Source organism: Bradyrhizobium shewense (assembly GCF_900094605.1).
GTDB lineage: Bacteria > Pseudomonadota > Alphaproteobacteria > Rhizobiales > Xanthobacteraceae > Bradyrhizobium > Bradyrhizobium shewense.
The window spans coordinates 92,554-108,606 of record NZ_FMAI01000019.1 but is presented as its reverse complement, the minus strand read 5'-3'; the positions used below and the strand labels follow the sequence as shown (position 1 = coordinate 108,606).

The window sequence follows — 16,053 nt, the reverse complement described above, 5'->3', positions numbered from 1 at the left end:
TTACACTCCGGAGGACAGTTTCAGGATCGCGTAGGTCGAGGCGAGCGCCACGGCGACCGAGAAGAAATTGTTGAGCATGATCGAGACGAGCTTCAGCTTCTCGTTATGGACGTAGTCCTCGATCACCACCTGCATGCCGATCTTCATGTGCCAGGCGCTGGCGAAGATGAAGAGGAGCAGGATCACCGCGACGGGAATGGAGCTCAGGGTCTGCGCAGCGTAGACCTGGTTGCGGCCGAGCAGCATCACGATGATCACCAGCGCCGGGATCATCAGCAGCGTCATGGCGACGCCTGTGATGCGCTGGCGCCAGAAATCGGACGTGCCGGAATGCGCGGCGCCGAGATTGCGGACGCGGCCGAGCGGGGTGCGCAGGCTGCGCTTCGGCGTTTCGGATGCGCTCATCGTCCACCTCCGTTCGCATAGGCGATGATCCAGATCAGCACCGTCAGCGCGATGCCGCCGATCAGGGCGCCCCAGGTCAGCGCTTCCCGCTCATTGGCCTTGAAGCCGTAGCCGAGGTCCCACACGAAATGCCGGATGCCGCTGAGCATATGGTGCATCAGCGCCCAAGTGTATCCGAACACGATCAGCCGCCCGATGATGCTGCCGGCGAAGGCCTGGACGTGCGCGTAAGCCGCCGGGCCGGAAGCCGCAGCAACCAGCCACCAGACCAGCAGCAGGGTTCCGAAATAGAGGGCAATACCGGTGGCGCGATGGATGATGGACAGAGCCATCGTCAGCGTCCAGCGGTACACTTGCATGTGCGGCGAGAGGGGTCGTTCGATCCGTGCGGTCATGGGCTTTGATGTTTTATGGCGGCCCAGCAGGGGGCGCGCGGGGATCGGAAAGGTCGGCTCTATTTACGGAGTCGATTTGGCCTGTGCAATCTCCAAATTGCCATAAATCGAATCGTGGTTCAGCTCTAGAGCCTTGATGAAGCAAGGCCAATCAGGGGCTTGGTATACCAGGGCGTCGGTCCGCCAGCGAAACTAAGAATACTAATTCATTACTTCGTGGCGTGCGCAGGGCGCATTGAAATCACTATTGGAACGCCTCTAACCCACTGCCCGCCGCTTGCCGCTCGCACCAATCGGTCCGTGTCGGCCTAGCCGCCTCTCTAGGGCCAAGGCGACTCGGGCCGCCGCACGCTGGCTCGGTTTCGCTGGAACCGCGGATATGCGCAGCCCGCATTCCACCCCAGCCGGGACGTCCCGTGCGTCGACCGAACAACCCAGATCGCCTAAAGCTGCGGAACGCAGCCGTCTTCGAACCCTCGTCTCGGAGAAGTTGCGACCAGTCGCCGGGGCAGGTCAGGGGTGATTGCAGGACTTGATATCAAGGACATCGTCGAGCTCGCGCTGCTGCTGATCGCAACCGGCGCGCTTTCGGGATTTTTGGCCGGCGTGTTCGGCATCGGCGGGGGCGCGATTCTCGTGCCGGTGTTCTACGAATGCTTTCGCATCGCCGGCGTGCCGCTGGAGGTGCGCATGCCGCTCTGCATCGGCACCTCGCTCGCGGTGATCATCCCGACCTCCATCCGTTCGTTCCAGGCGCATTACAAGCGCGGCGCCGTCGACACGGCCATCCTGAGGGTCTGGTGGTTGCCGATCGTGATCGGCGTGGTCGCCGGCAGCGTCATCGCGCGCTATGCGCCGGAGCGGCTGTTCAAGATCGTGTTCGTCTGCGTCGCCTATTCCGCGGCGGCCCGTCTCATCTTCGCGCGCGAGGGCTGGAAGTTCGGCGACGACCTGCCGAAGGGCCCGCTGATGCGCGCCTACGGCTTTTGCGTCGGTATTCTTTCGACGCTGATGGGCATCGGCGGCGGCCTGTTCTCGAACCTGCTGATGACGTTCTACGGCCGTCCGATCCACCAGGCGGTGGCGACGTCGTCGGCGCTCGCGGTGCTGATCTCGATCCCCGGCGCGCTCGGCTACATCTATGCGGGCTGGCCGGCGGCGGCGAACTATCCGGCCGTCGCAGCCCTGCAAATTCCATTCGCGCTCGGCTACGTCTCGCTGATCGGCGCCGTGCTGGTGATGCCGATGAGCCTCGTCACCGCGCCGCTGGGCGTGAGAGCCGCGCATGCGATGTCGAAGCGGACGCTGGAAGTCGCGTTCGGGTGTTATCTGTTTATCGTCGGCAGCCGGTTTGTGATGAGTCTGGTCGGCGGGCTGTGAGTGGCGTGTGCCATAGCGCTTACCACACACTCCGCCGTCATCGCCCGACTTGATCGGGCGATCCAGTATTCCAGAGACGGCAGTGCTTGCCTCGAAAGGCTGCGGCGTACTGGATGCCCCGGTCAAGCCGGGGCATGACAGCGTGTTTTGTGGATGCTCCTCGTCGCAACCTGCGACGAGTCCCCTCACTTCTTCGCGTAAATATCCTTGTACGTATCCCGCAGGATGTTCTTCTGTACCTTGCCCATGGTGTTGCGCGGCAGCTCGTCGACCACGAAGACGCGCTTGGGCATCTTGAACTTTGCGATCCGTCCGTCGAGCGCGTTCAGCACAGCGGCTTCAGTGACGTCCGCCCCCTTGTTGCAGACCAGTACCGCCGTGACGCCCTCGCCGAAATCGGCGTGCGGCACGCCGATCACGGCGGATTCGATCACGCCCGGCATGGCGTCAATCTCGCTCTCGATCTCCTTGGGATAGACGTTGAAGCCGCCGGAGATCACGAGATCCTTGCCGCGGCCGAGGATGTGGACGTAGCCCTTGGCGTCGATCTTGCCGAGATCGCCCGTGATGAAGAAGCCGTCGTCGCGGAATTCGGACTTGGTCTTCTCCGGCATGCGCCAATAGCCCTTGAAGACGTTCGGGCCCTTGACCTCGATCATGCCGATCTCCTCGCGCGGCAGCTCCTTGCCCGTCTCGGGCTCGGTCACGCGCACGGAGACGCCGGGCAAGGGAAAGCCGACTGCGCCGGGCACGCGCTCACCGTCATAGGGGTTCGACGTGTTCATGTTGGTCTCGGTCATGCCGTAGCGCTCGAGCACCGCGTGCCCCGTGCGCGCCGACCATTCGCGATGGGTCTCCGCCAGCAGCGGCGCCGAGCCCGAGATGAACAGCCGCATATGCTTGGTCGTCTCCTTCGACAGCGCAGGATTCTGGAGCAAGCGCGTGTAGAAGGTCGGCACGCCCATCAGCACCGTGGCGCGCGCCATCAGCTTGATCATCAAATCCGGATCGAGCTTCGGCAGGAAGATCATCGACGCCCGGGCGAACAGTGTCACGTTGGTCGCCACGAACAGGCCGTGGGTATGATAGATCGGCAGCGCGTGGATCAGCACGTCCTTGTCGGTGAAGCGCCAGTAGCCGACGAGCGAGAGCGAGTTCGACGCCAGATTATCATGCGTCAGCATCGCGCCCTTGGAGCGGCCCGTGGTGCCCGAGGTGTAGAGGATGGCGGCGAGATCGTCGTTCGCCCGCGCGACAGTCGTGAATTCGCTGCTGGCCTTGTCGGCGGCCTCGGTCAGTGAGCCCTTGCCGTCAGCTCCGAGCGTCTCGACCCCGGCGTTCACCTTGGCGGCGATCGGGGCGAGGCCTTCGGCCTTGGAGGGATCGCAGACCACCAGCGACGGCTCGGCATCGCCGATGAAGTAGTCGAGCTCGTTCAGCGTATAGGCAGTGTTGAGCGGAAGGTAGACCGCGCCGGCCCTGACAGTGCCGAGATACAGCACGATATTGGCAACGGATTTCTCGACCTGCACCGCGACGCGGTCGCCCGGCTTCACGCCGCGCGCGACCAGCACATTCGCCATCTGCCCGGCCCGCGCGATCAGCTCGCCATAGCTGATATGGCCGCCGTCATGCGTCTCGATCGCGAGGCGCTTCGGATCGTCCAGGCCGTCGAACAGGCGGGAGAACAGGTTGGCGTTGGCAGCTGGGTTCATGCAACATTCCTCGCCGGCGAAGGCCGGTCAAACCGAGGGCTGGATTAGCAAAAACCGCCCCGATGAAGCAACGGAGACAGTTTGCATGACAAAAGCTGGGAAACGCGTGGCCTGGGTCACGGGCGGCGGCAGCGGGATCGGGGAGGCCGGCGCCGAGGCGCTGGCGACCGACGGCTGGACGGTGGTGGTCTCGGGCCGGCGCAAGGACGCCCTGGATACCGTGGTTGCCAAAATCGGCAAGGCGGGCGGTGCGGCCGAGGCCATCGCGCTGGACGTCTCCAACGCTGCGGAAGCCCAGAAAGCTGCCGATCAGATCGTCGCCAGGCACGGCCGCATCGACCTCCTGGTCAACAACGCCGGCATCAATGTTCCCAAGCGCAGCTGGAAGGACATGGAACTGGAGGGCTGGGACAGACTGGTCCAGGTCAATCTCAACGGCGTGCTCTATTGCATGCGCGCGGTGCTGCCGACGATGCGCAAGCAGCAGGACGGCGCGATCATCAACGTCTCGTCCTGGGCTGGCCGCCACGTCTCGAAGATGCCGGGCCCGGCCTACACCACGACCAAGCATGCGGTGCTGGCGCTGACCCATTCCTTCAACATGGACGAATGCGTCAACGGGCTGCGCGCCTGCTGCCTGATGCCGGGCGAGGTGGCGACGCCGATCTTGAAATTGCGCCCGGTGGTACCGAGCGAGGACGAGCAGGCCAGGATGCTGCAATCCGAAGATCTGGGTCGCACCATCGCCTTCATCGCGAGCATGCCGGCCCGGGTCTGCATCAACGAGGTGTTGATCAGCCCGACGCATAATCGCGGATTCATCCAGACGCCGAACAACAGGGATTGAGGTTCGTACACTGTCTCAACGGGCACATTGCCGTAGGGTGGGCAAAGGCGCGAAGCGCCGTGCCCACCACCTCTCTCCATTTGCGGTTGGTGGGCACGCTGCGCTTTGCCCACCCTACGGCACCGTCCGCTTGGCGTGCTCGCGCATCACACGGACACGCCGCCCCATAGTTTCACGCATCACAAAGAATTTTTCTCCGAAACCGCACGGCGAATCCTCCCGTAGTTCGGTCCAACGACGGCGCTGCTGCTTCACGCCAACAGGTCGCAGCCGCCGTTGTTGCCCCAACTCAAGACCGGCCATCGCCGGTTACAATTCAATCGGGAGACTTTCCATGTCGAAGCGCATTGCCTATCTCGCCGCCGCCGCCGTCAGCGCACTGGCCATCACCGCGACCGTCGTCGCGCCTGTCCGCGCTGAGGAGAAGACCGTCATGGTCGGCGGCGCCGCGATGTTCCCGTCCAAGAACATCGTCCAGAACGCGGTCAATTCGAAGGACCACACCACGCTGGTCGCGGCGGTGAAGGCGGCCGGCCTGGTGCCGACGCTGGAAGGCAAGGGTCCGTTCACGGTGTTCGCGCCGACCAACGCCGCCTTCGGCAAGCTGCCGGCCGGCACCGTCGACAATCTGGTCAAGCCCGAGAACAAGGCGACGCTGACCAAGATCCTCACCTACCATGTCGTGCCCGGCAAGCTCGAGGCCTCCGACCTCACCGAGGGCAAGAAGCTGAAGACCGCCGAAGGCGAGGAACTGACGGTCAAGAAGATGGACGGCAAGACCTGGATCGTCGATGCCAAGGGCGGCACCTCGATGGTCACGATCTCCAACGTCAACCAGTCCAACGGCGTCATCCATGTGGTCGACACCGTGCTGATGCCGGCGACGTAACACCGCGCGATCCTGTTTCATCCCCGAACAGGATGCGACGAAACGGCGAGCCGGGGGCACCCGGCTCGCTTTATTGTGACCGCCATAGCCCGACGCTATCGATTCGATGGCGGACAGGGCGTAACGAAAGCGGGCGCATCGGCGTATAATCGGTGTCACACGACGTCCAGGACGGAACCATCATGTCGAGCCTCACAGTCACCGACGAGCAGGTCAGCGCCGCCCCGGGCAAAGTGATCCAGCCGGCCTGGGTCCGCGTCATGCACTGGGTCAATGCCCTGGCCATGATCCTGATGATCCTGTCGGGCTGGCAGATCTACAATGCCTCGCCGCTGTTCGGCTTCAGTTTTCCGCGCGAGTACACGCTCGGTGGATGGCTCGGCGGCGGCCTGCTCTGGCATTTTGCCGCGATGTGGCTGTTGATGATCAACGGCCTCGCCTATCTCATCATGGGCTTCGCCACCGGCCGCTTCCGCAAGAAACTGTTTCCAATCACCCCGTCAGGCGTGCTCCATGACGTCAGGGCAGCGCTGACCTTCAAGCTCGGCCATGACGACCTCACCGTCTACAATTACGTGCAGCGCCTGCTCTATGCCGGCATCATCGTGGTCGGCGTGCTGATCGTGCTCACGGGGCTGGGCATGTGGAAGCCGGTTCAGCTGCATTGGCTGGTCACGCTGTTTGGCGACTACCCGACCGCGCGCTACATCCATTTCTTCTGCATGGCCGCGATCTGCGCGTTCCTCGTCGTTCACGTCCTGCTCGCGTTGCTCGTGCCGAAGAGCCTGCGCGCCATGATCATCGGCCGCTGAGGAGGATAACATGGCAAAGCGTTCATTCCTGATCCCCGGCGTCGACAAGCGGCTCTTGATCAAGGATTCCATCAAGACGATGCCCGACGTCACCCGCCGCCGCTTCATCGCGGGCGGCGCCAGCCTCGGCGCGCTGACGCTGCTCACCGGCTGCGATGTGATCGACTCGTCCTCGGCCGAGGAGATGCTGAAGCAGGTCTCGAAATTCAACGACGCGGTGCAGGCCTTCATTTTCAATCCCGATGCGCTGGCGCCGACCTTTCCCGAGAGCGCGATTACAAAGCCGTTTCCGTTCAATGCCTATTACGATCTCGACGACGCGCCCGACGTCGCTGGCGCCGACTGGAAGCTCGAGGTACGAGGCCTCGTCGACAACAAGAAGTCGTGGACGCTGGACGAACTCTACAAACTGCCTGAGGTCACGCAAATCACCCGCCATATCTGCGTCGAGGGCTGGAGCGCGATCGGCAGCTGGACCGGCACACCCTTGCGCGATTTCCTCAAGCTGATCGGCGCCGACACGCGGGCCAAATATGTCTGGTTCCAGTGTGCCGACAAGGACGGCTATAATTCGCCGCTCGACATGCGCAGCGCGCTGCATCCGCAGACCCAGATGACGTTCAAATACGCGAACGAGATCCTGCCGCGCGCCTACGGCTTCCCCATGAAGATCCGCGTGCCGACAAAGCTCGGCTTCAAGAACCCGAAATACGTGGTCTCGATGGAAGTCACCAACGACTACAAGGGCGGCTATTGGGAAGACCAGGGGTATAATTCGTTTAGCGGGAGCTGATCGTCGTTCCGGCGGAGCTGCCGTAGGGTGGGCAAAGCGAAGCGTGCCCACGCGCTTGTTGCAATCCGAGAGAGATCGTGGGCACGGCGCAAGTGCGCCTTTGCCCACCCTACAGCACCGGTTCCTTGGCTGGCCCCACTTTCCGCTGGCACAACGCCGCGACCGCCCCCAGCGCCAGCAGCGCTGCCGATACATTCAGCGCGTAGCTCAAGCTCCCCAGCGCGTCCGTGATCGCGCCGACCACGATCGGCCCCAGCGTTTGCCCGACGCCGAACGAGATCGTCATCGCCGCGATCGCGGTCGGCCACATCCCTGGCGGATAGTTGAAGCGCACGAAGGCGGTGGTCGAGCCGACCACGGCGAAGAAGGCGACGCCGAACACCACGGCCGAGACCGCGAGCCAAGCCGGCGAATGCCCGAGCATCGGCAGGGCCGCTCCTAACGCGTTGGTGCCGAGGATGATGGCGGTGGCCAATCCGCCGCGATCGAGCGCCAACACGCCGCGCCAGGCCCAGGGTGTGACGAAGGCGGACAGGCCGATCAGGCCCCAGAACGCCGCCTGCGCTGCGGCCCCGCCGCCGCCGTCGCGCACATAGGCGATCATGAAGGTCATGTAGGCGATGTAGCCGGCGCCGAACAGGAAGTAGCCCGCGAGGTAGATCAGCACAGGACGAATCGCGAAGGCGGCGTGGCTGCCTTCCGAGAAACGCGCGCCGCTTTCGATGCGGATCAGGAACAGCGGCACGGTCATCGCGGCCGAGAGCAGTGTCAGCGCCCACCACACCATCCACCACGAGCCCGGTCCGAAATATTGCAGCGTGAACGGGGCGATCAGTCCCGAGGACAGAATGCCGATGCCGGGCCCGGCATAGAACAGGCTGAGCAGGAAATTGGCCCGCTCCGGGCGTGACTGGGCGATGGTCGCAGCCAGCGCGCCGCCGGCGACGAAGCCGGCCGCGGCGCCGAGACCCAGCACGAGGCGCGCCAGGCTCAGCGCGACGAAATTCCCCGTCAGCGCGCAAATGGCGAGCGCGGCGAGGCAGGCGAGGGTTCCGCCGCGGATCGCGGGCGCCCAGCCGACGCGCTGGATCAGGCGCGAGGCCACAAGCGCGCCCACGAGATAGCCGACGGCGTTGATGGTGTTCATGAATCCGGCGGCCGAATAGGACCAGCCGAGGTCCTCCCGCATGTCGGGCAGCACCAGCGCATAAGCAAAGCGGCCGATGCCGAGCCCGACGGTGGCCGCCAGCGACAGGGTCAGGATCAGCCGCGCGGGATGCGCGTAGGGCGGGCGGTCTTGGACGTGCAAGGGGTACTCCGGCCTACCCAGTGTGGCAGGCTCCGTCCGCCTTGCACAGCCGCACCCCGGCAATGGTGTCTTGCCAAGCGCGCAACGCCGCTCTAGCACTCCGGCCGAAATCGATCTCAGAGGAAACGACCATGGCGACCCACAAACTGCTGCTGCTTCCCGGCGACGGTATCGGCCCCGAGGTGATGGGTGAGGTGAAGCGGCTGATCGACTGGCTCAATTCGGCCGGGATCGCCAAGTTCGAGACGGATACCGGCCTCGTCGGCGGCTCCGCCTATGACGCGCACAAGGTGTCGATCTCCGAAGGCGACATGGCCAAGGCGCTTGCCGCCGATGCCATCATCTTCGGCGCGGTCGGTGGCCCGAAGTGGGACGCGGTGCCCTACGAGGTGCGCCCGGAGGCCGGCCTGCTGCGCCTGCGCAAGGATCTGGCCTTGTTCGCCAACCTCCGTCCCGCCGTGTGCTATCCGGCGCTGGCCGATGCCTCCAGCCTGAAGCGCGAGGCGGTCGAGGGCCTCGACATCATGATCGTGCGCGAGCTCACCGGCGGCGTCTATTTCGGCGAGCCCAAGACCATCACCGATCTCGGCAACGGCCAGAAGCGCGCCGTCGATACCCAGGTCTACGACACCTATGAGATCGAGCGCATCGGCCGCGTCGCCTTCGAGCTTGCCAGGAAGCGCAAGAACAAGGTGACGTCGATGGAGAAGCGCAACGTCATGAAGTCGGGCGTGCTCTGGAACGAGGTCATGACCCAGGTCCACAAGCGCGAATATCCTGATGTCACGCTCGAGCACCAGCTCGCCGATTCCGGCGGCATGATGCTGGTGAAGGCGCCGAAGCAGTTCGACGTCATCGTCACCGACAATCTGTTCGGCGACATGCTGTCCGACATCGCGGCGATGCTGACGGGTTCGCTCGGCATGCTGCCCTCGGCCTCGCTCGGCGAGGTCGACGTCAAGAGCAAGAAGCGCAAGGCGCTGTACGAGCCGGTGCACGGCTCGGCGCCCGATATCGCAGGCCAGGGCCTCGCCAATCCCATTGCGATGATCTCGTCCTTCGGCATGGCGCTGCGCTACTCCTTCGACATGGGCGCGCTCGCCGACAAGGTCGACGCCGCGATCGCCGCCGTGCTCGCCAGCGGCCTGCGCACCGCCGACATCAAGTCGGAAGGCACCACGGCCGCCTCGACCACGCAGATGGGCGAAGCGATCCTGAAGGAATTGCAGAAGCTGCACGCGTAAGCGGCAAGCGCAGCTCTCGTAGGGTGGGCAAAGCGAAGCGTGCCCACGTTCTGAGTGCGATTAGAAAAAGATGGTGGGCACGGCGCGTTGCGCCTTTGCCCACCCTACGGCACCTGCTCTCGGAGCACCTCATGGATACCTCGCCCCGCCCCAAGATCGCGGAAACCATCATCCATGACACGGTGCGCCAGCGCGAGGCGCAGATCGGCCGCCGCTGCGAGGTCCTCAGCCATACCCGCATCGAATATGCCTCGCTCGGCGACTACTCCTATCTCGGCGAAAATTGCGAGGTCGCCGACGCGGAAATCGGAAAATTCACCGCCATCGCCAATTCGGTGCGGATCGGTGCGCCCAATCATCCGATGGGCCGGCCGTCCCAGCATCGCTTCACCTATTGCCCGGAATATTACGAGACGGGCGCAACGCGTGATCGTGACTTCTTCGCGGACCGCCGCGGCGACCGAGTGATCGTCGGCAATGATGTCTGGATCGGACACGCCGCCATCCTGCTGCCCGGCGTGAACGTCGGCGACGGCGCGGTGATTGCGGCAGGCGCGGTCGTCAGCCGCGATGTGGAGCCCTACACGATCGTCGGCGGCGTTCCCGCGCGCCCGATCCGCAAGCGCTTTCCTGATTCCGTTGCGGACAGCCTGCGCCGCATCGCCTGGTGGGATTGGCCGGATGAGCTCATCTTCGGGCGCCTCGCCGATTTCCGCTCCGAAGTGATCGAAGAGTTTTGCAAGCGCTATGATCCGGTGTTTGCGGAATCGTAGGGCAAAGCGAAGCGTGCCCACGCATCTTTTTGCCATTGAGAGACAGCGTGGGCACGACGCTTTTTCAGCGCCTTTGCCCACCCTACGGCATCTCGCCAAAACAAAAAGGCCGGGCGTAAGCCCGGCCTTTTGATTCGGATCGCTGTCCGCTCAGTACAGCGGGAAATTCTGCGGATAGCCGCCGACGTCCTGCGGCGGCGAGAGCGGCTGGCGGTCGATCGGGCGGTTGAGGTTCTCGCGGGCGAAGGACGGATAGCCAACCGCCGGCGGGAAGGCGTAGTCGGAGAACTTGCGGTCGCCCGGATTGACCTCGGTGCCGCCGTCGAGCCAGGAGCGCTTGCTCACATAGATGCGGGTGCGGCCCTGCTGGTAGACGGCGTTGGGGCCGCTCGGGCCGTAATAGTGCCGGCCGCGCTCGTCATAGCGCTTGGTCTTGTTGTCGGCCGAGGCCGGCGTCGCCAAACCAATGACAGAGGACATGGCAATCACGGCGCCCGCTGCAAACAAGGTCGCCAATTTGGCAGAGAATTTCGAGCTCATCACGTCCCCTTCAGGCGGCAGGCCGCCAGTCGATTTCACCCCCATAGTAGCCCGGCCGGGGTGATTGCAACTAGGTCTATTGGGTCACACCAGCTCGGAATAATCGTGCGCGCTGGCAAAAGTTGCATCAATACCAGCCACTTGGGCTTGATGCCGATCAAAGCGCCCCGCGCAATTGCGCGTTGGCGGCGCCCAGCAGCCAGTCCGGCGAGCCCGCGAGGTCGCAAGCACGGCGCTTCAGCTCGGCACGGGCGAACAATTCCGCCAGCTTCGGCTCGTTGCCGGAGGTCAGCAGCGTCAGCCGGTTCAGCGTGCAGGCGATCGCCGCACGCCGGGCGGGCAGGGTATCGCCCTGGCAGGAGAAGCCGGAGATCTGCAAGGCCGGCTCCTCGTTGCGCTTGAGGTAGCCGAGGCAAGCCGGCGTCCCCTTGTCCGTGCCGATCGGCCGGAACAGGGCGACGGGACCGAATTTCGTCTCGATTAGCCCGGCTTGCTCGAGCGAGGTGGCCGCCCCGAGACCCATCTGGATGGCGAGGTCCATTGCTACAGGACGGGCCACATCGAACTCGCCGCCTTCCCGATAGATTTCGAGCTCGGCCAGCGGCTGGTCCGCCGCGCTCGCCCACCGCATCACGTCTTTGCGGCCGCCTTCGGGATGCCGAAGGATGGTGTAAGAGGCTGTTTTCTCTGATGAATCGATCCGGCTAAGGGCGAAGGCCGGGTGCGATCGGTCGCCCGTGCTCCAGCCCGGCTTGTCTGCGGGATCATCGCCGCGCAGCTCGGGCAGCTGGCCCAGCGCGGCGAGGGCGAGGATGGCAAACAGCGCGAGCGCCCCCACATAGGCGACCAGATGCGCCAGCGTGCCGACGACCTCATCGGCGATAGCCAAGAGCGTCAGCTGGATCTGGGTAGGGCTAACGGCCGTGCTGGCCTCAGGCGACTGCATCCACGGCCTTCAGGCATGGTCCAACGTTGTCTTGAGGCCGGTTCTCGCATAGAAGCGCTGCTCTTCCTGTTTAAGCGTCAGCTTCGGGAACGGGCTTTTTCATCGGAGAGTGAACGATGGGTTACAAAGTCGCAGTCGTCGGCGCGACCGGCAATGTCGGACGGGAAATGCTCAACATCCTGGATGAGCGCAAATTCCCCGCGGACGAGGTCGTGGCCTTGGCGTCACGCCGCAGCGTCGGTGTCGAGGTCTCCTATGGCGACCGCACCCTGAAGTGCAAGGCGCTCGAGCATTACGACTTCTCCGACGTCGACATCTGCCTGATGTCGGCCGGCGGCGAGGTATCGAAGGAATGGTCGCCGAAGATCGGCGCCGCCGGCGCGGTCGTGATCGACAACTCGTCGGCCTGGCGCATGGATCCGGACGTGCCGCTGATCGTTCCGGAAGTGAACGCAGGCGCGACGGAAGGCTTCAAGAAGAAGAACATCATCGCCAACCCGAACTGCTCGACCGCGCAGCTCGTGGTCGCGCTCAAGCCGCTGCACGAGAAGGCGACCATCAAGCGCGTCGTCGTCTCGACCTATCAATCGGTCTCGGGCGCCGGCAAGGACGGGATGGACGAGCTGTTCTCGCAGACCAAGGCCGTCTACACCAACGACGAGCTGATCGCGAAGAAATTCCCCAAGCGCATCGCCTTCAACGTCATCCCCCACATCGACGTCTTCATGGAGGACGGCTACACCAAGGAAGAGTGGAAGATGATGGCGGAGACCAAGAAGATTCTTGATCCCAAGATCAAGCTCTCCGCCACCTGCGTGCGCGTGCCGGTGTTCGTCGGCCACTCCGAAGCCGTCAACATCGAGTTCGAGAATCCGATCAGTGCGGATGAAGCGCGCGACATCCTGCGCAAGGCGCCCGGCTGCCTCGTCATCGACAAGCAGGAGCCCGGCGGCTACGCCACGCCGTACGAAGCGGCCGGCGAGGACGCGACTTACATCAGCCGCGTCCGCGAGGACGCGACGGTGGAGAACGGCCTCGTGCTGTGGTGCGTGTCCGACAATCTGCGCAAGGGCGCCGCGCTCAACGCGATCCAGATCGCGGAAGTGCTGATCAACCGCAAGCTGATCAGCGCGAAGAAGAAGGCGGCCTGAAAGCAGGCGAGTGGTGAGTAGCGAATGGCGAATAGAGATTTCTATGCGCAACTCGCCATTCGCTACTCACCATTCGCCCTCTTGAATTCCTTGCTCGCCTTGTCCAGCACGAACAGCGATCCCTCCGCGACGCCGAAATAGGCGCCGTGGGTCTGCATCTGGCCGCTGTCGACCGCCTTCTGCACGAACGGGAACGTCATCAGGTTTTCCAGGCTGCGGAACACCGCGGCCTTCTCGATGCGCTCGACGAATTGCGCCATGGTCTCGCGCTCGCGCTGCTCGACCACTTCACCCGGCTTGATGAACATCTGCATCCATTTGCCGATGAAGTCGCCGGGCGTGAGCGGCTCGATCTTGTCGACGAAGGCGCGGATGCCGCCGCATTGGGCGTGGCCGAGCACCACGATGTGCTTCACCTTCAGCACCGTCACCGCATATTCCAGCGCGGCCGAGACGCCATGCGCGTTGCCGTCGGGCTGATACACCGGCACCAGATTGGCGATGTTGCGGACCACGAACAATTCGCCCGGGCCGACGTCGAAGATCACCTCGGGCGAGACGCGACTGTCGCAGCAGCCGATCACCATCACTTCCGGCGACTGCCCCTTCACCGACAGGTCGCGGTAGCGGGTCTGCTCGGTCGGCAGCCGCTGGGTGGCGAAGGCCCTGTAGCCTTCCAGCAAATGCTCTGGGAATGCGGTCATGGCCTATGCCTAAACATATACCGCCGGGGCGAACAAGCCTTTCGAATAGGCAGGCCAGATGTTATCGCCTGTGGCTGTTGGCTTGAGCATGATCCTTGCCGGAAAACCGCCGCACAGTTTTCCGGATCGTGCTCTACAGCCGCCTGAGGAAACCGAAGGGAACGCTTGCATGACCCGCCCGCGCCGCAGCCATCTGTTCATGCCCGGCTCCAATCCCCGCGCGCTGGAAAAGGCGCGCAATCTCGCCGCCGACGGCCTGATCCTCGATCTCGAGGATTCCGTCGCCCCCGACGCCAAGGCGGCCGCGCGCGATGGAATTGCGGCGGCCATCGCCGCCAAGGGGTTCGGCAAGCGCGAGATCCTGATCCGGACCAACGGCCTCGACACGCCCTGGTGGGCCGACGATCTCGCCATGGCCGCCAAGGCCTCGCCCGACGGAATCCTGGTTCCAAAAGTTTCAAGTGTCGAAGATCTCGATACGATCGGCCTCCGTCTTACCGAGCTTGGCGCGGCGCCGACGGTGAAGGTCTGGGCCATGATCGAGACAGCCCGCGCCGTGCTGCACGCGGAGGAGCTGGCCGAGGCCGGGCGCGATCAATCGCGGCGTCTCTCCGGTTTCGTGTTCGGCCCGAACGACATCTCACGCGAAACGCGCATCAAGATGCTGCCCGGCCGCGCCGCGATGATCCCGATGATCACGCATTGCATCCTGGCGACGCGAGCCCACGGCCTCGAAATCCTCGACGGCCCCTACAGCGACATCGCCAATTCCGACGGCTTTGCCACCGAATGCGCGCAGGGCCGCGATCTCGGCTTCGACGGCAAGACGCTGATCCACCCCTCGCAGATCGACGCCTGCAACGCGATCTTCACGCCGCCCGAGGAGGAGGTCGCGCGCGCGCGAAAAATCATCGCGGCGTTCGAGCTGCCGGAGAACGTCTCGCGCGGCGCGATCCGCCTCGACGGCGCAATGGTCGAGCGACTGCACGCCGACATGGCCCGGCGCACGATCGCAATCGCGGATGCTATTGCCGCGATGAGCAAGGGCTGAAGCGTCAACTCGAAAAAGCGATATCCGCTTTTCCGCGACAAACGGCCATCTTCCGTTCGCCAAGAGCAGAGGACGGTGCGGCCAATTCCTCGCAATACATCCGATCGATGTTGTGCTGCATGAGCGCATAACAATCGCAGGCGACCTTCTCGAGCCGCGCCCGATCGATCTCTACAAACCCGCGCCCGTCGGACGGGACCGCGCCGGCCTCGCGTAGCTTGCTCATCGTCAGAGTTACTGTCGTCCGTCGCACCCCAAGGAGTTGCGCAAGCGCCTCCTGCGTCACCGGAAGCCGGTCGTCGGGCACGCGGTCGTGAAGCTGCAGGAGCCACCGCGCCATGCGGCCATCCACCCGGTGCAGCGCGTTGCAAGCGGCTACGTGCTGGAGCTGCAATAACACCGCGCGGGCGTGGACCTGCACGACGTTCCTGATGGCTGTGCTTTGCGCAAAGGCGGCGCGAAATTTGGCGGCGGAAATCAGCGATGCTGTGCCGGCTATGCGAGTAACCGCGGTCACGGATGAAAGCGACGGGCCGAGCACGGAGAACGAGGCCAAAGCGCCTTCCCGTCCCATCAAGGTGGTTGCGACCGTTTGCCCGTCCGGCATATCGAGCATGAAGGCGATTGCGCCGCTATGGGGAAAATAAACCGGGTCGAGCTCATCGCCCGACCGCACCAGGACGGCATCGGGTTCGAACGAGACCTTCTGGAAGTAGGGCGTGAGCAAGCCGAGATCCGCCGGCGGCAACGCCGCCAGTAACCGATTCCCGATGCCCGCGCGGTGGACGGTCACGATGCTTTCTTGTGAACGCGCACCCAATGAACGATGGGATCGATCTACTTCATTTGCCATGATTATCCGAAATACGAATTGCCCGAAGGGAAACTATCCAAACAGAGCCATTCGTCGAGATCAAGCACGGATAATTGCGGAGACCTTGCCGGAATCCTCCTCGTGCAAACGGGATCTTGCATACATCATACTATTCGCGATCTTTTGCCGCTCGGCGAGGTGCACCACGTGCTGATCGACCAGTGATGGTTGCGGCAGCGCGCGAGTTTAACCTTGACCCGGCGCGGACCTCTGGGGAGATCTGCT

The 16,053-nt window shown here is 63.9% G+C and carries 17 protein-coding genes; 9 read left to right on the top strand and 8 right to left on the bottom strand.

Features of this window, described 5'->3' with window-relative positions; all coding sequences use genetic code 11:
• Both sdhD and sdhC read right to left on the bottom strand, forming a co-directional pair.
• A complete protein-coding gene (gene sdhD, locus GA0061098_RS30150; RefSeq protein WP_091965038.1) occupies nucleotides 1-405 on the bottom strand; it encodes a succinate dehydrogenase, hydrophobic membrane anchor protein in 405 nt (134 codons plus the stop codon).
• The gene (gene sdhC, locus GA0061098_RS30145; RefSeq protein WP_018318928.1) at nucleotides 402-800 is read right to left on the bottom strand and encodes a succinate dehydrogenase, cytochrome b556 subunit; all 399 of its coding nucleotides are present in this window, start codon (nucleotides 798-800) and stop codon (nucleotides 402-404) included. The genes sdhD and sdhC overlap by 4 nt, the downstream gene beginning before the upstream one ends.
• 519 nt (nucleotides 801-1,319) lie before the next feature.
• On the opposite strand from sdhC, the gene GA0061098_RS30140 reads away from it, so the two are divergent.
• A complete protein-coding gene (locus GA0061098_RS30140; protein ID WP_091965036.1) occupies nucleotides 1,320-2,180 on the top strand; it encodes a sulfite exporter TauE/SafE family protein in 861 nt (286 codons plus the stop codon).
• Between the two features lie 185 nt (nucleotides 2,181-2,365).
• On the opposite strand, the gene GA0061098_RS30135 is transcribed toward GA0061098_RS30140, so the two are convergent.
• Nucleotides 2,366-3,895, bottom strand: a complete 1,530-nt coding sequence (locus GA0061098_RS30135) for a malonate--CoA ligase (RefSeq protein WP_091965034.1) — start codon at nucleotides 3,893-3,895, stop codon at nucleotides 2,366-2,368.
• A gap of 85 nt (nucleotides 3,896-3,980) precedes the next feature.
• Between GA0061098_RS30135 and GA0061098_RS30130 the strand changes: the two genes are divergently transcribed.
• From GA0061098_RS30130 to GA0061098_RS30115, 4 genes are all read left to right on the top strand, one after another.
• Nucleotides 3,981-4,742 (top strand): SDR family oxidoreductase, encoded by a 762-nt coding sequence (locus tag GA0061098_RS30130; RefSeq protein WP_091965032.1) that lies wholly within the window; start codon nucleotides 3,981-3,983, stop codon nucleotides 4,740-4,742.
• Nucleotides 4,743-5,076: 334 nt separating this feature from the next.
• Entirely contained in the window at nucleotides 5,077-5,631 is a 555-nt protein-coding gene (locus GA0061098_RS30125; RefSeq protein ID WP_091965030.1) for a fasciclin domain-containing protein, read from the top strand.
• Between the two features lie 182 nt (nucleotides 5,632-5,813).
• Nucleotides 5,814-6,443: a cytochrome b/b6 domain-containing protein gene (locus GA0061098_RS30120; protein ID WP_091965028.1), complete on the top strand. Its 630-nt coding sequence runs from the start codon at nucleotides 5,814-5,816 to the stop codon at nucleotides 6,441-6,443.
• 10 nt (nucleotides 6,444-6,453) lie between these two features.
• Nucleotides 6,454-7,236, top strand: a complete 783-nt coding sequence (locus GA0061098_RS30115) for a molybdopterin-binding protein (protein WP_091965026.1) — start codon at nucleotides 6,454-6,456, stop codon at nucleotides 7,234-7,236.
• Between the two features lie 109 nt (nucleotides 7,237-7,345).
• Here GA0061098_RS30115 and GA0061098_RS30110 read toward each other — a convergent pair whose 3' ends face one another.
• Nucleotides 7,346-8,545 carry a YbfB/YjiJ family MFS transporter gene (locus tag GA0061098_RS30110; protein WP_091965024.1) on the bottom strand — a complete coding sequence of 400 codons (1,200 nt, stop codon included), beginning with the start codon at nucleotides 8,543-8,545 and terminating at the stop codon, nucleotides 7,346-7,348.
• A gap of 131 nt (nucleotides 8,546-8,676) precedes the next feature.
• Between GA0061098_RS30110 and leuB the strand changes: the two genes are divergently transcribed.
• A complete protein-coding gene (leuB, locus tag GA0061098_RS30105; RefSeq protein WP_091965022.1) occupies nucleotides 8,677-9,789 on the top strand; it encodes a 3-isopropylmalate dehydrogenase in 1,113 nt (370 codons plus the stop codon).
• Nucleotides 9,790-9,920: 131 nt separating this feature from the next.
• Nucleotides 9,921-10,562, top strand: coding sequence for a DapH/DapD/GlmU-related protein (locus tag GA0061098_RS30100; protein ID WP_091965020.1), 642 nt, complete (start codon nucleotides 9,921-9,923; stop codon nucleotides 10,560-10,562).
• A gap of 150 nt (nucleotides 10,563-10,712) precedes the next feature.
• Here GA0061098_RS30100 and GA0061098_RS30095 read toward each other — a convergent pair whose 3' ends face one another.
• Together GA0061098_RS30095 and GA0061098_RS30090 are read right to left on the bottom strand one after the other, a co-directional pair.
• The gene (locus GA0061098_RS30095) at nucleotides 10,713-11,102 is read right to left on the bottom strand and encodes a hypothetical protein (protein WP_201760161.1); all 390 of its coding nucleotides are present in this window, start codon (nucleotides 11,100-11,102) and stop codon (nucleotides 10,713-10,715) included.
• A 157-nt stretch (nucleotides 11,103-11,259) separates the two neighbouring features.
• Nucleotides 11,260-12,048 carry a hypothetical protein gene (locus GA0061098_RS30090; RefSeq protein WP_091965017.1) on the bottom strand — a complete coding sequence of 263 codons (789 nt, stop codon included), beginning with the start codon at nucleotides 12,046-12,048 and terminating at the stop codon, nucleotides 11,260-11,262.
• A 116-nt stretch (nucleotides 12,049-12,164) separates the two neighbouring features.
• On the opposite strand from GA0061098_RS30090, the gene GA0061098_RS30085 reads away from it, so the two are divergent.
• On the top strand, nucleotides 12,165-13,199 hold the full coding sequence (locus GA0061098_RS30085; RefSeq protein WP_091965015.1) for an aspartate-semialdehyde dehydrogenase: 1,035 nt from the start codon (nucleotides 12,165-12,167) through the stop codon (nucleotides 13,197-13,199).
• Between the two features lie 62 nt (nucleotides 13,200-13,261).
• Here the strand turns inward: GA0061098_RS30085 and GA0061098_RS30080 are convergent, their stop codons facing one another.
• The gene (locus GA0061098_RS30080; protein ID WP_091965013.1) at nucleotides 13,262-13,903 is read right to left on the bottom strand and encodes a carbonic anhydrase; all 642 of its coding nucleotides are present in this window, start codon (nucleotides 13,901-13,903) and stop codon (nucleotides 13,262-13,264) included.
• A gap of 169 nt (nucleotides 13,904-14,072) precedes the next feature.
• Here GA0061098_RS30080 and GA0061098_RS30075 point away from each other — a divergent pair, with 169 nt between their 5' ends.
• Nucleotides 14,073-14,954: an HpcH/HpaI aldolase/citrate lyase family protein gene (locus GA0061098_RS30075; protein ID WP_091965011.1), complete on the top strand. Its 882-nt coding sequence runs from the start codon at nucleotides 14,073-14,075 to the stop codon at nucleotides 14,952-14,954.
• Between the two features lie 4 nt (nucleotides 14,955-14,958).
• Here GA0061098_RS30075 and GA0061098_RS30070 read toward each other — a convergent pair whose 3' ends face one another.
• Nucleotides 14,959-15,807 (bottom strand): Crp/Fnr family transcriptional regulator, encoded by an 849-nt coding sequence (locus tag GA0061098_RS30070; protein WP_245323695.1) that lies wholly within the window; start codon nucleotides 15,805-15,807, stop codon nucleotides 14,959-14,961.
• Between the last annotated feature and the right edge of the window lie 246 nt (nucleotides 15,808-16,053).